Raw genomic sequence first — 18,040 nt, 5'->3', positions numbered from 1 at the left:
TGCAAAAGGGAATCATGTGCTGGGTTCGTGCTGTGGCTCAACCAACTACATTCTGAGTAGCTACCTCAGAACAAATAATTCGGGGTTGCAGGAGTATGTTAGGGCGCAGTGTGGGTGAGGTAACTAATTGTAAGTTGAATATTAATAATCGAGAGCAGAAGATACTTTCATAAATACTTCAATAACGGCTAATAAATGCATTATATGAAAGTATTAATTCAGTGAGATTAGATATATAGTTAAGAACTGCTTCTATGGTTTCTGACACAATTTAGGGGAATTGATAAAAATTTGATGGCATATAGAATAATAGAGGTGACAACTACTACTATGATAGTGATAAATGCTAATAAAATACCCTGAATAGTTTTTATTTGGTTTATTCTCGTGAATGTAAAAGTTTATTAAGAACTAAATGTGAAACACAGTGCCTTAAATTAACTGGACTTTTTTGACTGGTAGTTATGGTTGGATGTAGAATCCGCCCCTATAAATCATAACCGCGGCTGGATGATTAATGGGAAAGCAGAAACAAAAAAGCAATGGAAGATTTCAGAGTAAGGTCACTTGGGCACAAGCTGTTCGTGATATTTTGGTAAAGGCTATGACAACAGGTCAATTAGTGCCGATATCAATTTTTGTCATAATATTGTTAACAGTTTATCGTATACCTGAAGCCGATCTATCTCTTCATATCAATAAAATTTTGGATGGGTTCATAGATCATTCTTTGGTTGGCTGGGGATTTTTTGTCGTAGCCATCATATTTTGGGTTGGTCATGCGGCAATGATGCGTCGTATGTTTAGTGCAGAAGTTGGTAGGATTGGTAAGGAAAAAACCCTTCATCAACAGGCACGTACTAGTCAACCACTGGGAACTAGTGACAAATAACAAATATTAAGGGGTAACTATGCTAACAGTGCTGTTTTATGTACTGTTGGGGCTTGCAACAGTACACTATATTTACGAGAGAATATTATTACCGTCTGTAAGACTGTATTACAGGAATCAGTTATTCTCTTTGCGTGATAGTATTAGGAACGAAATAATCAGTGATAAGTCAAAACTGGATACGACAGCGGCAAATTTGATTCATGAGGCGCTAAATAATGCAATTAATAGATTACATCTCCTGACCTTACCTAATCGCGTAAGGGCACGCAAAAGATTAGCCGCTAATCCGGAGATTGAAGCACGGATAAGAAAAGAGATTGAGCTTTTCAAAAAATGCAATAATCATCAGGTTATAGACACTATAAGAAAATCTGCTGATATACTGCAAAAAGTACTATTGTTTAATAGTCTTATGATGATTATGTACTTGTCGCCTTTTTTCTTGTTTTTTGCTATCTCATCCTTGATGGTTCGTGCGGCAAAAAATTTAATGAAGCAACTCAAGGATGACACTTACCTTGAGGAGGCGGTTATGCTTCTACCAGATCGCCAAGTTTCAAAAGTTGTGTTTACAGAAACACAATCACTCACTGCTTAGTAATTAATCTTCAAAAAAATTTATTCTAAAATAAATTTATCTCTATAGCCTCTGAATTATCGGGGGCTTTTTTTATTTCTTTACCCATTCCCTGAGTGGTTAAAGGAATACAGATAACTCATGCTGCCACTTCGTTCTCACCGCGTACCCAACGCATACGGACTGGTGGCATTTTTATTTGCGACTGTAGAGATATGGCTAGGGTTAATGTATGTGCTGGACAAAAGCCATAAACTCATTTCCTTTCAATATGTTGCTTGTGCGCAAGGGGCTGGACAAAACGACTTAACCATCTGTTTTTACATAACTCTTTTGTGCGCACCTCTTCAGGTGTATCGATACCGATATCCCTTTGCGCCGGGTTATCGCCGTCTGTCGGTATTAGCTATGACATGTCTCCTTTTCATCGAGCGTACTGACCGAATCAAAAATAACCCATGCCCCTGAGAATAACAGGTCATTATCAGCAACATCCGCTGTAGGCAGACGAAGTGATGTGACAGCCGGAGAGACGGCTTACATTGCCATCATGATTCACAGAGTAGTGATAGCTATGTAGTTAAATGACCAAAGTCCGATTATCGGATATTGGATTAACACAATGAGGGGTAGACATGTCACAAAGCGCAGGTACACACGCCATCACCGTTGCCATCAAATACGACACTGAAGCATTAAGCCAACTTGAATCACAGCTGGAACATATCGTTGAGTTATTAGATCGCATTCATGGTCGGCGTTATGACGAGGATATGACACTGGCAGTAGATAAAGGTGTTGTTGCCGAGGGCTTCAAACTATTTGATGGAGAAAAGAAACTCAGAGTAGCCATTCCTCCACTGAGAGAGACAATATATGGTCCTGTACAGACCGCTGAAATAATCAACGATGATCACATCCGTCAGATAGTCCGTGAAGAATTACGTCAGTTTGTTGCGCGTGAGAGTGAGCGCGGCGGATTGTTCTCTAAGTGGTGATGCCATGCCACCCCGCATCCCCCGAGCTTGCCGTAAGCAGGGTTGCCCCAAGACCACGACTGACCGCAGCGGCTACTGTCCTGACCATCTGCATACCGGCTGGCAGGCTCACCAACAGGGCAAGAGCCGACATGCCCGCGGTTATGGCAGCTCATGGGACAAACTCAGGGCCACTATCAAGCAACGGGATAAACACCTGTGTCAGCAATGCTTACGACAAGGGCGAGCCACGACAGGTACAACGGTAGACCATATTACACCCAAGGCGCATGGCGGCACGGATGCGTTATCAAATTTGCAATTGTTATGTGAAGCCTGCCATAGCCGTAAGACAGCAACCGAACGACTGAGATAATGATTCATTGAGGTCATAGTATGCTCATGAGTCAATCTATCCGATGGCATCATCACAGCTAAACACTCCCGTGATGATTTAATTTTTAACTGAAACCATTACCGCTGTCATGGTCACATTAGGGGAGGGGGAGGTGAGATCGCTACCCCTCTCGTGCCCTGAGGACCGCCGCCTAAGGGCTTTTTTTATGCCCGCGAAAAATGAAATTTAAATCGGTGGTTTATAAGGATTATTTTCTCTGTTTTTTCACTTCAGGAGGTTCTGAGTATGGCTGGAACGGCGGGCAGATCAGGTCGTCGCCCGAAGCCGACGGCACGAAAAGAACTGGCCGGCAATCCGGGTAAGCGCAAACTGAACCGGGATGAACCGGCGTTTACTCCGTTGACAGGCGTATCACCGCCTGATTGGTTTGTTGAGCACGAGATGCCGTTGGCGGTAGTGATGTGGGAGTTGACCAGCAAAGAACTGTGTGCGCAAGGATTACTGTGCGTAACCGATTTGACAGTGTTGGAACGCTGGTGTGTCGCCTACCAGTTCTGGCGGCAGGCAGTGATCAATATTGCCCGGCAGGGAAACACGGTCACAGGGGCAACAGGCGGCCCCATCAAAAACCCTGAGCTGACCGCCAAAAAGGAGCAGCAGTCTGAAATGGATACAACCGGTTCCATGCTGGGATTAGATCCGAGTAGTCGTCAGCGTCTGATTGGGGCCGCCGGACAGGCTAAAACGGACAATCCGTTTATGAGGATAATTTCATCATGAGCCGCAAATCTTACCTGAATGTTAATGCCGCGAACCAGTACGCCCGGGATGTAGTCCGGGGCAAGATTGAGGCGGGTCGTTATGTTAAAGAGGCCTGTCAGCGCCATCTGGATGATTTAAGTCAGGAAAAGGTTAAGGCCTTTAAGTACCGGTTCGATAAGGATTTAGCGGAGCAGGCGGCGAAGTTTATTCAGTTATTGCCCCACACAAAAGGGGAATGGGCATTTAAGCGGATGCCCATCACGCTGGAGTCGTGGCAATTGTTTATTGTCTGCTCGGCGTTTGGCTGGGTGCATAAGGGCAGCCGGTTACGCCGCTTTCGGGAAGTGTATACCGAAATTCCCCGTAAAAATGGTAAATCCGCCATTTCAGCCGGCGTCGCCCTCTATTGCTTCACCTGTGATGACGAATTCGGCGCGGAAGTCTATTCCGGTGCGACGACGGAGAAACAGGCGTGGGAAGTATTCCGGCCTGCCCGACTCATGTGTAAACGCACACCGATGCTGACGGAAGCATTCGGTATTGAAGTGAATGCCTCCAACCTGAACCGTCCGGTAGACGGGGCACGACTGGAACCCCTGATTGGCAATCCCGGTGACGGGCAGTCTCCCAGTTGTGCGATTGTGGATGAATACCATGAACATGATACCGACGACCTCTACACCACCATGCTTACCGGGATGGGGGCGCGGCGACAGCCGCTGATGTGGGCGATCACCACCGCAGGTTACAACATTGAAGGCCCGTGTTATGACAAGCGGCGCGAGGTGATTGAAATGCTGTCCGGCAATGTGCCCAATGATGAGCTGTTCGGCGTGATCTACACCGTGGATGAAGGGGATGACTGGACCTCCCCGGACGTGTTACGTAAGGCCAACCCCAATATGGGCGTGTCAGTCTATGCGGATTTCCTGCTGAGCCAGCAACAGCGTGCGATGAATAATCCCCGGCTTGCCAGTGTCTTTAAGACGAAGCACCTCAATATCTGGGTTTCTGCCCGAGAAGCGTATTTCAATATGGTGAGCTGGAAGCAGTGCGAAGATACCACGTTGACATTGGAACAATTTGAGGGTCAACCCTGTTTTCTGGCCTTTGACCTCGCCCGCAAGCTGGATATGAACAGCATGGCGCGATTGTTTGTCCGTGACATCGACGGCAAGCGGCATTTTTACAGTATTGCCCCGCGTTTCTGGGTGCCGTATGACACGGTGTACAGTGTGGAGCAGAACGAGAACCGCCGCACCGCTGAACGCTTTCAAAAGTGGGTAGGAATGGATCTGCTGACTGTCACCGAAGGGGCGGAGGTGGATTACCGCTATATACTGGAAGAAGCGAAAGCCGCCTGTCACCTGAACCCCGTCAGTGAAGCGCCGATTGACCCTTTCGGCGCGACGGGGCTGTCCCATGCACTGGCCGATGAAGGGATTAACCCGATCATTATTACCCAGAACTTTACCCAAATGAGTGACCCGATGAAGGAGCTGGAAGCCGCTATCCAGTCCGGGCGTTTTCACCACGATGGTAACCCGATTATGTCGTGGTGTATCGGTAACGTGGTGGGAAAAACGATGGGCGGAAATGATGACATCGTGCGCCCCATTAAGGAACAAAAGGACGGCAAAATCGATGGGGCGGTCGCGCTGATTATGGCGATGGGGCGGGCTATTTTACATGATGAACCTGATTTTCTGTCTAACCTCGACCCGGACGATCTCTTAATGCTATGAAAAATTTACTGATAGATATCACTGCCCTGACCGGCGTTGGGGCGGTGCTGACCGGCTGTTACCTGAAATACGGATTAGCGAATACCCTGATTATCGGCGGTAGTCTGTTGATCGGCTACGCGCTGGCGGTTGTCCGCAGGAGGCCCCATGCTACTTGATGCGCTGTTTCGCAGTGAACCGCTGGAAAATCCCCATACCCCGTTGACTGTGGAGTCAGCAGAGCATGATGGTCTGTTCCGCGCCGATGTCTATGTCAGCCCGGAAACCTCCATGAAACTGGCGGCAGTCTATGCCTGTATTTATGTGCTGGCCTCCTCGGTAGCCCAGATGCCGGTGCATGTGATGCGCAAGACCGGTAAATCGGTTGAGATGGCGCGGGAGCACCCGGTGTTTTATCTCCTCCATGACGAGCCGAACGACTGGCAGACCAGCTATAAATGGCGTGAGCTGAAACAGCGCCATATCCTCGGTTGGGGCAATGGCTATACGTGGGTCAAACGTAACCGGAAGGGCGAAGTGACTACGATGGAAGCCTGTATGCCGTGGCAAACCACGCTGTTAAAGACCGGTGGACGCTACACCTACGGGGTCTATAACGAAGAGGGCAATTTTGCCATCAGTCCCGACGACATGATCCACATCCGGGCATTGGGGAATAACCAGAAAATGGGCTTAAGCCCCATCCTGCAACATGCGGAAACCATCGGCATGGGCATGAGCGGGCAGAAGTACACCAGTGCGTTCTTTGGCGGTAATGCCCGCCCAGCCGGGATTGTCTCCGTAAAAGGGGAAATCAATGATAAGGGCTGGGAACGACTTAAACTGATGTGGCGTAAAGCAGCGGCGGCCCTGCGCAGTGAAGAAAACAAGACCATGCTGCTGCCGGCAGAGCTGGATTACAAAGCCCTGACCGTTTCGCCGGTGGATGCCCAGCTGATTGACATGATGAAGCTCAACCGCTCCATGATTGCCGGGCTGTTCAATGTACCGGCCCACATGATTAACGACCTTGAAAAAGCCACGTTTTCCAATATCAGCAATCAGGCCATTCAGTTTGTCCGCCACACTGTGATGCCGTGGGTGGTGAACTGGGAGCAGGAGCTGAACCGCCGGTTATTTACCCGGCAGGAGCGGATGGCCGGTTTTTATGTCCGCTTTAATCTGGCGGGATTATTGCGTGGCACCCCGCAGGAGCGCGCCCAGTTCTACCATTTTGCTATCACTGATGGCTGGATGAGTCGCAACGAAGCGCGGGCCTTTGAAGATATGAACCCGGTTGACGGGCTGGATGACATGCTGGTCAGCGTCAATGCCGCCAATCCCATTATTAACTCTCAACCGCCTGAACAGGAGGATCAAACCGATGCGTGACCGAGAAATGCGCTGTTACCCCGGTGAAGTGCGCACGGAAACCCCGGAGAACCAGCCGACCCGCATTGTCGGTTACGGCTCGGTGTTTAACAGTCGCTCTGAGCCGCTTTGGGGCTTTCGCGAAATTATCAAACCCGGGGCCTTTGATGAGGTGCTCAACGATGATGTGCGTGGGCTGTTTAACCATGACCCCAATTTTATTTTAGGCCGCAGTACGGCGGGCACTCTCACGTTGACCGTGGATGAACGCGGCCTGCAATACAGCATTCAGGCCCCCGATAATCAGACCATCCGGGATCTGGTGCTGGCTCCCTTACAGCGGGGCGATATTAGCCAGTCGTCCTTTGCTTTCCGGGTCGCCCGGGACGGTGAACACTGGTACGAAGACGACGAAGGGATTGTTATCCGGGAAATTCACCGTTTCTCCCGGCTCTACGATGTCAGTCCCGTGACTTATCCGGCGTATCAGGAGGCGGATTCCGCTGTACGCTCTTTGAATCAATGGAAAGAAGCCCGTGACAGTGGCGCTTTCCGGCAGGCTATCAACCAAAAACAGGCGCGTGAGCGCATGCTGACTTTACTGAATATTTAGGACGGGATCATGAAATTGCATGAACTGAAACAACGCCGTAACACGATTGCGGCTCAAATGCGCACCCTGCATGACACCATCGGCGAGACCGCATGGACTGATGAGCAGCGCACCGAATGGAACAAGGCGAAAACCGAGCTGGACGGCATTGATGCGCACATTCAGCGCGAGGAATCCTTGCGCAGTCTGGACCAACAACTGGTGGACAACACCGAACCCGAGCAGCGTCAGCAGCCCGAAACCGAGCAGCAAGAGCGCCGGGCGGCGGCCTTTGATAAGTTCCTGCGCCACGGGCTGGGGGAAATGACGACGGAAGAGCGTCAGGCGCTGCGTGAGTTGCGGGCTCAGGGGACGACCCCGGACGAGAAAGGCGGCTACACCGTGCCAACTCAGATGTTAAACAAAGTGGTGGAGTCCATGAAAGCCTATGGCGGGATTGCCAGTGTGGCGCAAATTCTCAGCACCTCCACCGGACAGACGATTGAGTGGGCGACTGCTGACGGCACCGCAGAAGAAGGCGAGCTGCTGGGTGAAAACACCGCCGCCAAAGAAGAAGACACCGAGTTCGGCACCGCGTCCCTCGGGGCGAAAAAGCTGTCCTCTAAAATTATCCGGGTCTCCAACGAGCTGTTGCAGGACTCCGGGATTGATATGGAAGCCTATCTGGCGAAACGGATTGCGGAGCGTATCGGTCGCGGTGAGGCCAAGTATCTGGTGAGGGGCACCGGCACGGGCAGTCCCCAGCAACCCAAAGGACTGGCAGCCTCGGTCACAGGCATGGTGGAAGCAGCCGCCAAATTCAGCTGGAAAGACATGAACGCCCTGAAACACGCGATTGACCCGGCCTACCGTAATGCGGGTACCTTCCGCTGGGCCTTCAATGACAGCACGCTGAAAATCATCACTGAAATGGAAGACGGTCAGAACCGCCCGCTGTGGTTGCCGGAAATTGCTGGTGTCGTCCCTTCGACGATATTAGGGGTGCCGTATGTTATCGATCAGGCGATTGCCGATATGGGACCGGGCAGTAAGTTTATCTACTGCGGTGACTTCAATCGCTTTATCGTGCGTCGCGTGGCCTATATGACCCTGAAGCGACTGGTAGAGCGCTATGCCGATTATGATCAGACCGCGTTCCTTGCCTTCCACCGCTTTGACTGCATTCTGGAAGATACCGCCGCGATTAAGGCACTGGTGAGCAAGGGTAACGCGCCGGCGGCTTAATCGGTCAGGCAAACCATCCGCCGCCTTGTGCGGTTTTTTTATGCCTGCGATCCGGTGCGGTCGCGGGCTGACAGGAGGTGCTGTGTCTTTTCCCTCACTGACTCTCCTCCGGCAGCAATGCCGTCTTGAGGAGGATAACACCGCCGAAGATGATCTACTGAAAACCTATTCCCGTGCTGCTATTAACCGAGTGGAAAGCTACCTGAACCGCCGACTGTATGAAGACCGTATCCCTACTGATGACCCGGACGGGCTGTTGGTCACCGAAGACGTGACACTGGCGATCATGCTGACCGTCGGCTACTGGTACGAAAACCGCGAGGCGCAAGCCTTACCCACCGGCTTTAAGGCTTTATTGGAGCCGTACCGTTTTATTCCGCTATAGGAGCACACCATGAGAGCAGGCGCACTGCGACACCGCATCAGACTGTTCCGCCCGGTCATTGAGCGGGATGCACTGGGGGCCGAAACTATCATTCCCCACTATGTGACCACGGTCTGGGCGAAAGCCAAAGCCTTGTCGAACCGCAAAACCCGCACCGCTGACCAACAGCAGGTGATTGAAATACAGGAATTCACCGTCAGACCGCGCAAGGATATTGATATCGACTGGCTGATTGAGCATCAGGGACGGCGGTTTACCGTGCGTGCGGTCGATAACAACCGGCCTGACCGTACGATTATCAGCACTGAAGCCGAGGTTCGCCATGATCGAGCTTGATATTCACGCCGATTTAGAACGCCTCACCCAATTACCGGTTTATCCGCTGCTCTTGCCGTCCTCGGTTTCAGAGGGGGTGACCTACCAGCGCATCAGCGATCCGGCCTTTGATACCGGATTAGCTCCGGCACAATTGATTGAGGGGCGTTTTCAAATCAGCATCATCACCCAAAATTACACGCAAGCCCTGCAATTGGAGGTCACGCTACGTACGGCATGGGAAGCGATACAACATGGCGTTATCGGTCGTACTCCGGTGCAATCAGTCACCCGCGGGGCACTGTTGCAGGAGATGGCGGAAGAAACCAATAACCGCAAGCGCTACCGTATTACCCGTGACTTTATCATTGCTTATACGGAGGCTGACCGATGATTAAGGCTAACGTATCCGGTCTGGCGGAATTAGGGCGCAAATTGCAGGAATTAGACGTTGCCCTCCAGACAAAGATTCTGCGTCAGGCGGGTAAAGCCGCGATGGAAATTGTGCAGGAAGATATGCAGGCTCACGCCGGGTATGACCCGAAGAGTCAAGGGCCGCACCTGCGGGACAATATCAAAATGCGTTCCACTAAATCCACGAAATACCCGGGCGGGGTGATGATCACCGTTGGCCCCACCAAAGCACATCGGATGAAAGCCTTAGCGCAGGAAATGGGCACGATTAAGCAGGTTCCCAGCCCCTTTATTCGTCCGGCCTTAGATTACAACAAAACCGCCGTGATGAAGGTGCTTGCGCAGGAAATCCGCGCGGCCTTATCCGGTTACAGTAAATAACCCTGATTGGAGTGAATCATGGCAGAGAGAAAATCCTCACCTGAGTATGCCGTGCTGCCTAAAGGCGCAATAGTGAAGTTTGGTAAGCCCGGTGACAGCGTCGCTCAGATGAAGCCGCTGGAAAACTGTAAAACACTGGGCGCAACCGGACTCACCGGTAGCTTTATTGACTGCACCACCCTGATGGATACCAATAAGCAGTTTATTTCCGATATGCCGGAAGGGCCGGAGAAGTCACTGGGCTTTATTGATAATCCCGAAGATGCGGATTTTGCGGCCTTTCTGAATGCGGCCCAGAATCATGAGACCGTGCAGCTTTACATTGCTCTGCCGAACAAGCGCACCGCGACGATGGTGTTAGCCCTGTCCGGCTGGGAGATGAACGACATTAACGCCCCGGCCAGTGAAGTCATTCAAATTACCGTTAAGGGCAAACAGAATAACCTCGTATGGGGTACCACCAAAACAGGAGTGACACCATGAAAGCCCTGAAAGCTGCATTACTGACCCCGCGCCCGCACATCAAAGCGGTCGAACTCTTTAGTACCCAAGTGAATCTGCGCCGGATGACGTCGGCTGAGTTACTGACGCTGGAAGAACAGGCGGAAAAACTGAGTCAAGCCGGGGACGGGCGCGAGGCTTCTCGCCTCAATATTCAGATGTTGCTCGATTGTCTGGTTGACGATAAAGGACAGGCGATTGCCGCCAGTGAGTTACCCAGTGCTGAGGAACTGATGGCGGTGCATGATAACGCCACGATCATTGAAGCCATCCAGATAGTGAAACGCCATGCTATCGGGACACTGGAGGAGGCCGAAAAAAACTAATCCATTCGCCGACGCTGCACTTTGCCTTTACCTTAGCAGAACAGCTCGGCGAAATAGACCCCTATCGCATCCTGTCGCTACCGGCCTCCACACTTAATGAGTGGCAGGCTTATTACCGACTGAAAAACCGCACACATTCCGACACGCCGCCGCCTGCCCCTGTTTCCACCTCTTCTAATACGGTGCAGGCGCAGTGCGAGGATGTCATGAGATTATTAGGTTAACGTATGGCGAATTTATCTAACCTGACGGTCGGCTTACTGGTTAATGCCACCTCATTTAAATCCCAAATTGCCGATGCGTACCGGTATGCCGGGCGGGAATCAGAACGCTTTGCTGATAAAGCCGCCAGTGACGGGAAAAAGGTCACCAAGACCTACAGTTCGTTAGCGAACCAGATCAAATCCGTGTCCGGGCAGCTAGCGTTACTGGCGGGCACCGGGTTCTCGCTGGGCACCATTATTTCCCACACGCGCAAATACGGGCAGGCATTGTCTGATCTGTCTGCCATTACCGGCGCGACCGGCGCACAGCTTAAAAAACTGGACGAAGACGCTCAGCGACTGGGAAGAACAACAGAATTCGGGGCCACCGGTGTTGCGCAGGCCCTGAAACTGATGGCCTCGGCGAAACCGGAGTTACTGAAGAATACGCAGGCACTGACACAGGCGACAGAGAAAGCCATTACGCTAGCACAAGCCTCCGGCATTGAATTACCGGAAGCGACCAAAGCCTTAGCACTGTCCCTGAATCAGTTCGGTGCGTCAGCGGCACAGGCCGATCGCTATATCAACGTACTGGCCGCTGGGGCAAAGTACGGCGCGTCCGAAATCAATGAAACCGCTTTAGCCATCAAAAACGGCGGCACAATGGCCTCACAAGCGGGGATGTCGTTTGAAGAACTCAATGCCGCGATTCAGGTGTTAGCCAAAGGGGGTATCAAAGGCGCGGAAGCGGGTGTGGCTATCCGTAACGTGGTGCTGGCGCTGGAGAAATCCACCGATAAAAACCTGAAACCCTCGGTGGTGGGCTTAAGTGCCGCGCTGGAGTACCTGAAAAACAAACAGCTATCGACGGCGCAGGCGGCGAAATTGTTCGGGCGGGCTAACCTCAGTGCCGCCTCACAGTTAGTCACCGGACGGCGTGAGCTGGATGAACTCAAACAGTCGCTGACCGGGACACAGGTGGCCTATGATCAGGCCGGAGAACGGGCCAATAACCTGAGCGCCGATCTGGATGTACTGGGAAAAGCCTTTGAGGGACTGGCGATTAAAGTCGGCAGTAGTGCTGACGGGCCGTTGCGTACCGGCGTGCAGAATGTAACCGGTGTCGTCAACAGTCTGTCTGAGAACTTCAATACGCTCGCCCGGGTTGCCTTGCATACCCTTATCCCGGTGATGGCCATAAAAATGACCGCGGGATTGCGGGAGAATGTCAGTGCATGGCGGGCGACGGAAAAGGCCGCCCGTGATACCGCCCGGCAGCAGGCTGATACTGCCCAGAAAACACTGGATTCTGCCCGGGCGATGCGTGAACAGGCCGGCCAGCAAAACCAATGGTTAGCGACACAGACACTCGTCAACAAACAGCATGGTATTTTCGTTAATTACCAGAAGGAATACGCCGCTAATTTTCGCCAGATTAAACAATCAATTGCCATTGAAACTTCAGCGAAAAATCAATTGGCCGAGGCGAACCGCCGGTTGTCGTATTCAACACGCCTCTTAAGTGGCACGGTCGCCGGTGCTCGTGGGGCATTATCTTTGCTGGGTGGTCCGCTTGGCGCAGCGGCACTGGCAGGTTCGGCGCTGTATGGATTATACAATCACACGGTGCAGACCAAAGAGGGATTACGGCAGTTAAAGGATCAAACAGTTGAAACTATTGCCGAGTTACAACGACTTTCTAAAATCAAGCTGGAGGTGGAGCTTGATAAAAATGATAGTGACATTAGCGATCTGAGTGGGGAGTTAGAAAGAGTTAATCGCCGACTGGAAAGGTACTCTGACCGAAGAATTGAACTGGCTAAAAAAGGATACTTTTTAGGCCCCGATCCTAAAGAATTGGAAAAAGAAAAGAGAGAGTTACTTAGCCGACAGGAGGACATATTAAAGGGATTAGAAAAGAAAACAGCGAGGGGTAAAAATATACGCTCAACCCTAGCGGCAGGCAAATTCGATGTTCCACCTCCACCCCCAATTACGCCCAAGCCCGAAGAGAGTAACAACAATCCGTGGACAGGCAGTGATGACGGCGAGGATAAAGGGAGCAAAAAGAAAAAAGGCAGCACTCAGATCCTGAATCAGTATCAGCAGTTACGTTTTGATATTGAACGGGCGCACACTACGAGTTTAGGCCGCATCCTGCTTAGCGAGCAGGAGACACAAAGAAAACTGGATGAAGTCGCTAAATCCGGCTTAGTCTCTCAGAGTGAAATTGAGCGCCTGAAAGCCCTCAATGCAGCAAACCACCAGAAACAGCGACAGGAACTGGCAGAACGCTACGCCCCGGCAAAAGCCCTTATCCGGCAAGAGCGGGACGCGAGCAAAGAGCTGAAAGCCCTGTATGCTGAACGGTTGTTGACTGAACAGGAATATTTTTTAGCCAGAAAAACCCTCCAACAAACCTCAGTGAAAGATCAGCTGGCAGAACAGGCCAGACAACTTGCTGCGCCCCGACTTGATATGGCGGGTGAGGTTGATCCCGTTACCCAATTGAAAAACCAGCTCACAGAACAAACGGCTCTTTATGAAGCGTATTATCGTAATAACCGCATCAGTAAAGAGCGTTATGAGCAATTGACTACGGCAGCAGGCACGCGTTCTAGAGATGCCCAGCTTGCGGCCGCCAAAGAACTGTACGGGGCGCAGGGGGATTTTCAGCGGATGCAAATCAATCTGTTAGATGTGGTTGAACAACGGACAAGTAATGCCCTGACCGGCATGTTAACCGGCAGTAAGTCGTTCTCTGAATCCATGCGGGAGCTGTCCGCCTCATTAGCCCAATCGATTATTCAGGACTTGGTGCGTATTGCGATGCAGGCACTGATCACCAAAGCCATCTCAGGCTTCTTCGGCGGGGGTGGTATGGCAAATATGGGCACCAATGCCTTAGCCTCAGCCGGGGACAATATGGGTTCGATTGGTTCCGGTACTACAATTACCCCCGATATCTGGAAAAGCCCGATCCCGAACGCAAAAGGCGGGGTTTATCAATCGACCAACTTAAGTCAGTACAGCGGGCAGATTGTCAGCAGTCCGACTTTATTTGCTTTTGCGAAAGGCGGTGGCGTGATGGGGGAAGCCGGTCCCGAAGCGATTTTACCGTTAAAGCGCGGTTCCGATGGTCGGTTGGGCGTAGAGGCTAGCGGTAGCACCAACAACCAAACCACCAATCATGTCAGCATCGTAATTCATTCTGATGGGAATCAGGAAGTGAAGGCAACCAGCGGCTTTGAATCGGCAGGACAGGATATTGCGAAGTTTATCGACCAGCGATTTAAGACCCTGTTACACAAGAGTCTCGGGCAGGGCGGTGAACTCAGTGTGGCGATTAAAGGAGGACGGCGATGATAAAGACGTTTGATTTTCCCGCTCGGGTCGGGGCGGCAGGGGAATTTGAACCGGTGGTGCGATCTGTTCAGTTCGGCGATGGGTACAAGCAAACCACCGGTGACGGCATCAATGCGCAGCGGGAAAGCTGGCCGCTGTCATTTGTGGGACCCTTGTCGGATATTCAGCCGATTATGGCTTTCTTACGTGAACATCAGGGCTGGCGTTCCTTTAAGTGGCGTAACCCGTTATCGGAGTTAGGGCTGTATCAGGCGGGGAAATTCAATATACAGGCACATGGGGCTTACTTCACGCTGTCCGTGATCTTTACCCGCACTTACCATCCGTAGAGAACATCATTATGACGATAAACACGACACTCCAGCAACTGGAGCCGGGGAGCAAAGTCTTATTGTTTGCCCTTGATGGTTCAGCGTTTGGCGGGCCAGAGCTGTACTTTCATAACCACCCGATAGCGTACACGCAGGCGGAGCTGGAAAGTTCAGACAATTTACCTGCTAAATCCCTCTGGTGGCAGGGCGTAGAATATAAGCCGTGGCCGGTTGAGGTTAAGGGGCTGGAAATTCAGAGTGATGGCAGTACCGCTTCTCCCGCGTTAAGGGTCGCCAATCTGGATGGCACCATCAGCGCCCTGTGTCTGGCTTACCATAATATGGCGCAGGCACGTATGACTATTCGCATGACCTTCACCCATTATCTGGATGCGCGCAACTTCCCCGAGGGTAACCCGGAGGCTGACCCGACACAGGAAAAAGTAGACGTTTTCTACATTGACAGTAAAACCCATGAAGATAATACCGAAGTCCATTTCGCTTTATCTTCTCCGGCAGATTTGCAGGGGATCCAGATCCCCACCCGTCAAATCCATAGCCTGTGTACATGGTGTATGCGTGGGCTGTATCGTAAATCCCCCTGTAATTACACCGGAACGCGCTATTTTGATGAAGAGGGCAATCCAACGGATGATCCGTCAAAGGATGTATGCGGTGGCCTGATGAATGATTGCAAACTGCGGTTCGGTGAAAATGCGCAATTGCCGTTTGGTGGCTTTCCCGGTTCCGCCTTGCTGAGACGTTAATCATTTGCTACAACTAGGGGGTATGATAACCAGTCTGATTAGGATAATGACATGAAATATCGCCTGCTTTTTGTTGTCGCTGCGTTGTTGTTTTCATCCTCATATGCTGCCGCTCAGGAAGGGTATTGGTATGAGGGTTGCCCGAAGTACTCAAAGAGAGGGTTAAATGAGGCGCTAGATGAATCGATAAGAACCCCTGTTGAGTCTGTCAGCGAGTTACAACAATATAGTAAAGGGGAGCTAGAAAACCAGCTCAAAAAAGAAGAGTGTGATATACGTAATCTCGCTGAACACAAAAAAGAAATTGAACAAAGATTACGGGAAATTGAAGCAATACAAAAATCGTAAAATTACTCGTCATTACTATCTTGAATGAAATAGCCCCTTTTGGGGCTTTTTTCGTTATGGAGCCTTTATGCGTCCTCATATTATCCAAGCCATCCTAGCACACGCGCAGGCCGACTACCCGAATGAATGCTGTGGGTTAGTCATTCAGAACAGCCGCAAACAACAGTATCTTCCCTGTCGCAATACAGCCTCAGTGCCAACAGAACAGTTCAGCCTCCACCCGGAAGATTACGCCGCCGCCGAAGATACCGGAACGATAGTGGCGATTGTCCACAGTCACCCGGATGCGACCACCCAGCCCAGTCAGTTAGACATTGCCCAGTGTGATCTGTCACAGCTCCCGTGGGTGATTGTCTCATGGCCGGAAGGGGATATCCGTACGCTAATGCCCTCGGCGGGTATCAAGCCTTTGCTGGAACGTCCGTTTGTCCACGGTATCTGGGATTGTTACGCCATTGTCCGTGACTGGTATCGGCTGGAGCGCAACATTGAATTACCGGATTTTGTCCGGACGGATGGCTGGTGGAACCGTGGCGAAAATCTCTATATGCAGCACTACGCCTCGGCGGGGTTTGTTGAGTGCAGCGGGGAATTACAGGTCGGGGATGTGATCATCATGCAGGTGCAGGCCCGTGAACCTAATCATGCCGGGGTGTATCTCGGTGACGGATTAATGCTGCACCATATGTACGGGCAACTCAGCAACCGTGTGTCTTACAGTGGCTACTGGCAGGAACGCACGGTGAAAATCGTCAGATATAAGGAGGAGTGATGGAAACGATACGCACAATACGCTTATACGGCACACTGGGTACGCAGTTCGGACGAGCGCATCGGCTGGCAGTCTCTTCACCGCAGGAGGCGATCCGGGCCTTGTCTGTGCTGATTGAGGGTTTTGAAAAATACCTCCTCACCGCCAGAGAGCGCGGACTCACTTTTGCTGTATTTATCGGTAAGCGCAATATCAGTCAGGATGAACTAGCCTTTTCCGGGGAAGGTGATATTCGGATTGTCCCGGTGATCATTGGCAGCAAGAAAGCAGGGGTATTACAAACCATCCTCGGGGCAGTCATGGTAGTGGCTGGTGTGTTCTTATGGGCGACACCGTTTGGTGCGCCGATGGTGATGTCCGGTGTGGGTATGATGCTGGGCGGCGTGGTGCAGATGTTGTCCCCGATGCCGGGCGGACTGGCGCGACGGGAAGACCCCGACAATAAACCCTCGTATGCGTTTGGTGGTCCGGTCAACTCCATCGCGCAGGGCAACCCCGTGCCGATTGGGTACGGCAAGCGCCGCATCGGAGGTGCCATTATCTCTGCGGGGATTTACGCCGAAGATCAACAATAACGCTTCACAGTGTTCAGTCAGGTCGCTCAGGCGGCTTTTTTTACGGGTGAAATATGGAACAGCATCAGATTCAGGGCAGTAAAGGCGGCAGTGACAGCCCCCGCACCCCGGTCGAATCGCCGGATTCGTTACAGTCAACCTCGTATGCCAAAATCTTACTGGCACTGGGGGAAGGGGAATTCGCCGGTGGACTGGATGGGACCAATATCTTTCTGGATAACACGCCCATTATCGGGCCGGACGGTAAATCTAACTTTGAGGGGGTGAAGTGGGAATTTCGCCACGGGACCCCACATCAGGACTATATCAAAGGGGTGCCAGCCGTTGAAAATGAGTTAACAGTGGGCACGGAGTTAGCTGAATCATGGGTGAGATCGGTCACCAATACCCAGTTATCCGCTGTGCGCATCCGCTTGTCATGGCCCCAGTTGCAGACGCAGAAAGAAAACGGGGATACCGTCGGTTACCGCATTGATTATGTGATTGAAGTTGCGACAGACGGCGGTGCTTATCAGGCAGTGCTGAGCACAGCCGCCGATGGCAAGACGACCACCAAATATGAACGTTCACACCGCATCGATTTACCCAAAGCGCATTCTGGCTGGCAGGTGCGTGTTCGTCGGTTAACGCCTAAGCAGAACAGTAACCGGATTGCTGATGCCATGATGGTCGAGGCCATTACAGAGGTTATCGATGCTAAGCTGAGTTACCCCGAAACCGCCTTGTTGCATGTTCAGTTTGATGCCAAACAGTTTCGCAATATCCCGCAGGTTTCCTGTGAGCCGAAGATGCGCGTTATTCGTGTGCCGGATAATTATAACCCTGAAGCCCGCAGTTACTCTGGCGTGTGGTCAGGACAATTCAAATGGGCA

23 protein-coding genes are annotated in these 18,040 nt (G+C 51.5%); all 23 read left to right on the top strand.

The window, feature by feature from the left end:
* Window positions 1–517 precede the first annotated feature (517 nt).
* Window positions 518–892, top strand: coding sequence for a hypothetical protein (locus AACS90_RS16870; RefSeq protein WP_099123386.1), 375 nt, complete (start codon window positions 518–520; stop codon window positions 890–892).
* A gap of 19 nt (window positions 893–911) precedes the next feature.
* Complete coding sequence (locus AACS90_RS16865) at window positions 912–1,493, top strand: hypothetical protein (RefSeq protein ID WP_099123385.1); 582 nt, start codon at window positions 912–914, stop codon at window positions 1,491–1,493.
* A gap of 614 nt (window positions 1,494–2,107) precedes the next feature.
* Window positions 2,108–2,470, top strand: coding sequence for a hypothetical protein (locus tag AACS90_RS16860; protein WP_099123384.1), 363 nt, complete (start codon window positions 2,108–2,110; stop codon window positions 2,468–2,470).
* Between the two features lie 4 nt (window positions 2,471–2,474).
* Entirely contained in the window at window positions 2,475–2,825 is a 351-nt protein-coding gene (locus AACS90_RS16855) for an HNH endonuclease (RefSeq protein ID WP_099123383.1), read from the top strand.
* A 267-nt stretch (window positions 2,826–3,092) separates the two neighbouring features.
* Complete coding sequence (locus AACS90_RS16850) at window positions 3,093–3,587, top strand: phage terminase small subunit P27 family (protein ID WP_099123382.1); 495 nt, start codon at window positions 3,093–3,095, stop codon at window positions 3,585–3,587.
* Complete coding sequence (locus tag AACS90_RS16845; RefSeq protein WP_099123381.1) at window positions 3,584–5,314, top strand: terminase large subunit; 1,731 nt, start codon at window positions 3,584–3,586, stop codon at window positions 5,312–5,314. The genes AACS90_RS16850 and AACS90_RS16845 overlap by 4 nt, the downstream gene beginning before the upstream one ends.
* Entirely contained in the window at window positions 5,311–5,472 is a 162-nt protein-coding gene (locus AACS90_RS16840; protein WP_193757284.1) for a hypothetical protein, read from the top strand. Before AACS90_RS16845 ends, AACS90_RS16840 begins: the two co-directional genes overlap by 4 nt.
* Entirely contained in the window at window positions 5,462–6,685 is a 1,224-nt protein-coding gene (locus AACS90_RS16835) for a phage portal protein (protein WP_099123380.1), read from the top strand. The genes AACS90_RS16840 and AACS90_RS16835 overlap by 11 nt, the downstream gene beginning before the upstream one ends.
* A complete protein-coding gene (locus AACS90_RS16830; protein WP_099123379.1) occupies window positions 6,678–7,277 on the top strand; it encodes an HK97 family phage prohead protease in 600 nt (199 codons plus the stop codon). The genes AACS90_RS16835 and AACS90_RS16830 overlap by 8 nt, the downstream gene beginning before the upstream one ends.
* 9 nt (window positions 7,278–7,286) lie before the next feature.
* The gene (locus tag AACS90_RS16825) at window positions 7,287–8,501 is read left to right on the top strand and encodes a phage major capsid protein (protein ID WP_099123378.1); all 1,215 of its coding nucleotides are present in this window, start codon (window positions 7,287–7,289) and stop codon (window positions 8,499–8,501) included.
* 82 nt (window positions 8,502–8,583) lie between these two features.
* Window positions 8,584–8,886: a head-tail connector protein gene (locus AACS90_RS16820; protein ID WP_099123388.1), complete on the top strand. Its 303-nt coding sequence runs from the start codon at window positions 8,584–8,586 to the stop codon at window positions 8,884–8,886.
* A gap of 9 nt (window positions 8,887–8,895) precedes the next feature.
* The gene (locus tag AACS90_RS16815) at window positions 8,896–9,222 is read left to right on the top strand and encodes a phage head closure protein (protein ID WP_099123377.1); all 327 of its coding nucleotides are present in this window, start codon (window positions 8,896–8,898) and stop codon (window positions 9,220–9,222) included.
* A 76-nt stretch (window positions 9,223–9,298) separates the two neighbouring features.
* On the top strand, window positions 9,299–9,595 hold the full coding sequence (locus AACS90_RS16810) for a hypothetical protein (protein WP_241538315.1): 297 nt from the start codon (window positions 9,299–9,301) through the stop codon (window positions 9,593–9,595).
* On the top strand, window positions 9,592–9,996 hold the full coding sequence (locus AACS90_RS16805; RefSeq protein ID WP_099123375.1) for an HK97-gp10 family putative phage morphogenesis protein: 405 nt from the start codon (window positions 9,592–9,594) through the stop codon (window positions 9,994–9,996). The genes AACS90_RS16810 and AACS90_RS16805 overlap by 4 nt, the downstream gene beginning before the upstream one ends.
* Before the next feature lie 18 nt (window positions 9,997–10,014).
* Complete coding sequence (locus AACS90_RS16800) at window positions 10,015–10,479, top strand: phage tail protein (RefSeq protein ID WP_099123374.1); 465 nt, start codon at window positions 10,015–10,017, stop codon at window positions 10,477–10,479.
* Window positions 10,476–10,823: a phage tail protein gene (locus AACS90_RS16795; RefSeq protein ID WP_099123373.1), complete on the top strand. Its 348-nt coding sequence runs from the start codon at window positions 10,476–10,478 to the stop codon at window positions 10,821–10,823. The genes AACS90_RS16800 and AACS90_RS16795 overlap by 4 nt, the downstream gene beginning before the upstream one ends.
* A 227-nt stretch (window positions 10,824–11,050) precedes the next feature.
* On the top strand, window positions 11,051–14,395 hold the full coding sequence (locus AACS90_RS16790; RefSeq protein WP_099123372.1) for a phage tail tape measure protein: 3,345 nt from the start codon (window positions 11,051–11,053) through the stop codon (window positions 14,393–14,395).
* Window positions 14,392–14,724 (top strand): phage tail protein, encoded by a 333-nt coding sequence (locus AACS90_RS16785; protein WP_099123371.1) that lies wholly within the window; start codon window positions 14,392–14,394, stop codon window positions 14,722–14,724. Before AACS90_RS16790 ends, AACS90_RS16785 begins: the two co-directional genes overlap by 4 nt.
* An 11-nt stretch (window positions 14,725–14,735) precedes the next feature.
* The gene (locus AACS90_RS16780) at window positions 14,736–15,473 is read left to right on the top strand and encodes a phage minor tail protein L (RefSeq protein ID WP_099123370.1); all 738 of its coding nucleotides are present in this window, start codon (window positions 14,736–14,738) and stop codon (window positions 15,471–15,473) included.
* A 51-nt stretch (window positions 15,474–15,524) separates the two neighbouring features.
* Window positions 15,525–15,821: a hypothetical protein gene (locus AACS90_RS16775; protein ID WP_099123369.1), complete on the top strand. Its 297-nt coding sequence runs from the start codon at window positions 15,525–15,527 to the stop codon at window positions 15,819–15,821.
* Window positions 15,822–15,888: 67 nt separating this feature from the next.
* The gene (locus AACS90_RS16770) at window positions 15,889–16,593 is read left to right on the top strand and encodes a C40 family peptidase (protein WP_099123368.1); all 705 of its coding nucleotides are present in this window, start codon (window positions 15,889–15,891) and stop codon (window positions 16,591–16,593) included.
* Entirely contained in the window at window positions 16,593–17,168 is a 576-nt protein-coding gene (locus tag AACS90_RS16765) for a tail assembly protein (protein ID WP_099123367.1), read from the top strand. Before AACS90_RS16770 ends, AACS90_RS16765 begins: the two co-directional genes overlap by 1 nt.
* A 53-nt stretch (window positions 17,169–17,221) precedes the next feature.
* The coding region (locus tag AACS90_RS16760) for a host specificity protein J (protein ID WP_193757283.1) at window positions 17,222–18,040 on the top strand (819 nt) is incomplete at its 3' end.

This window comes from Xenorhabdus sp. KK7.4, from assembly GCF_963876465.1.
In the GTDB taxonomy this organism is placed as follows: Bacteria; Pseudomonadota; Gammaproteobacteria; order Enterobacterales; family Enterobacteriaceae; genus Xenorhabdus; species Xenorhabdus stockiae.
Note: the sequence above shows the minus strand (reverse complement) of the source record. Positions and strands in the feature narration are given on the sequence as shown.

Coding starts and splice junctions, on each gene's coding strand:
- AACS90_RS16850 (WP_099123382.1), top strand. CDS start 3,093: ATGGCTGGAACGGCGGGCAGATCAGGTCGTCGCCCGAAGCCGACGGCA.
- AACS90_RS16785 (WP_099123371.1), top strand. CDS start 14,392: ATGATAAAGACGTTTGATTTTCCCGCTCGGGTCGGGGCGGCAGGGGAA.
- AACS90_RS16835 (WP_099123380.1), top strand. CDS start 5,462: ATGCTACTTGATGCGCTGTTTCGCAGTGAACCGCTGGAAAATCCCCAT.
- AACS90_RS16845 (WP_099123381.1), top strand. CDS start 3,584: ATGAGCCGCAAATCTTACCTGAATGTTAATGCCGCGAACCAGTACGCC.
- AACS90_RS16780 (WP_099123370.1), top strand. CDS start 14,736: ATGACGATAAACACGACACTCCAGCAACTGGAGCCGGGGAGCAAAGTC.
- AACS90_RS16830 (WP_099123379.1), top strand. CDS start 6,678: ATGCGTGACCGAGAAATGCGCTGTTACCCCGGTGAAGTGCGCACGGAA.
- AACS90_RS16775 (WP_099123369.1), top strand. CDS start 15,525: ATGAAATATCGCCTGCTTTTTGTTGTCGCTGCGTTGTTGTTTTCATCC.
- AACS90_RS16795 (WP_099123373.1), top strand. CDS start 10,476: ATGAAAGCCCTGAAAGCTGCATTACTGACCCCGCGCCCGCACATCAAA.
- AACS90_RS16765 (WP_099123367.1), top strand. CDS start 16,593: ATGGAAACGATACGCACAATACGCTTATACGGCACACTGGGTACGCAG.
- AACS90_RS16800 (WP_099123374.1), top strand. CDS start 10,015: ATGGCAGAGAGAAAATCCTCACCTGAGTATGCCGTGCTGCCTAAAGGC.
- AACS90_RS16860 (WP_099123384.1), top strand. CDS start 2,108: ATGTCACAAAGCGCAGGTACACACGCCATCACCGTTGCCATCAAATAC.
- AACS90_RS16825 (WP_099123378.1), top strand. CDS start 7,287: ATGAAATTGCATGAACTGAAACAACGCCGTAACACGATTGCGGCTCAA.
- AACS90_RS16870 (WP_099123386.1), top strand. CDS start 518: ATGGGAAAGCAGAAACAAAAAAGCAATGGAAGATTTCAGAGTAAGGTC.
- AACS90_RS16770 (WP_099123368.1), top strand. CDS start 15,889: ATGCGTCCTCATATTATCCAAGCCATCCTAGCACACGCGCAGGCCGAC.
- AACS90_RS16815 (WP_099123377.1), top strand. CDS start 8,896: ATGAGAGCAGGCGCACTGCGACACCGCATCAGACTGTTCCGCCCGGTC.
- AACS90_RS16855 (WP_099123383.1), top strand. CDS start 2,475: ATGCCACCCCGCATCCCCCGAGCTTGCCGTAAGCAGGGTTGCCCCAAG.
- AACS90_RS16790 (WP_099123372.1), top strand. CDS start 11,051: ATGGCGAATTTATCTAACCTGACGGTCGGCTTACTGGTTAATGCCACC.
- AACS90_RS16805 (WP_099123375.1), top strand. CDS start 9,592: ATGATTAAGGCTAACGTATCCGGTCTGGCGGAATTAGGGCGCAAATTG.
- AACS90_RS16840 (WP_193757284.1), top strand. CDS start 5,311: ATGAAAAATTTACTGATAGATATCACTGCCCTGACCGGCGTTGGGGCG.
- AACS90_RS16865 (WP_099123385.1), top strand. CDS start 912: ATGCTAACAGTGCTGTTTTATGTACTGTTGGGGCTTGCAACAGTACAC.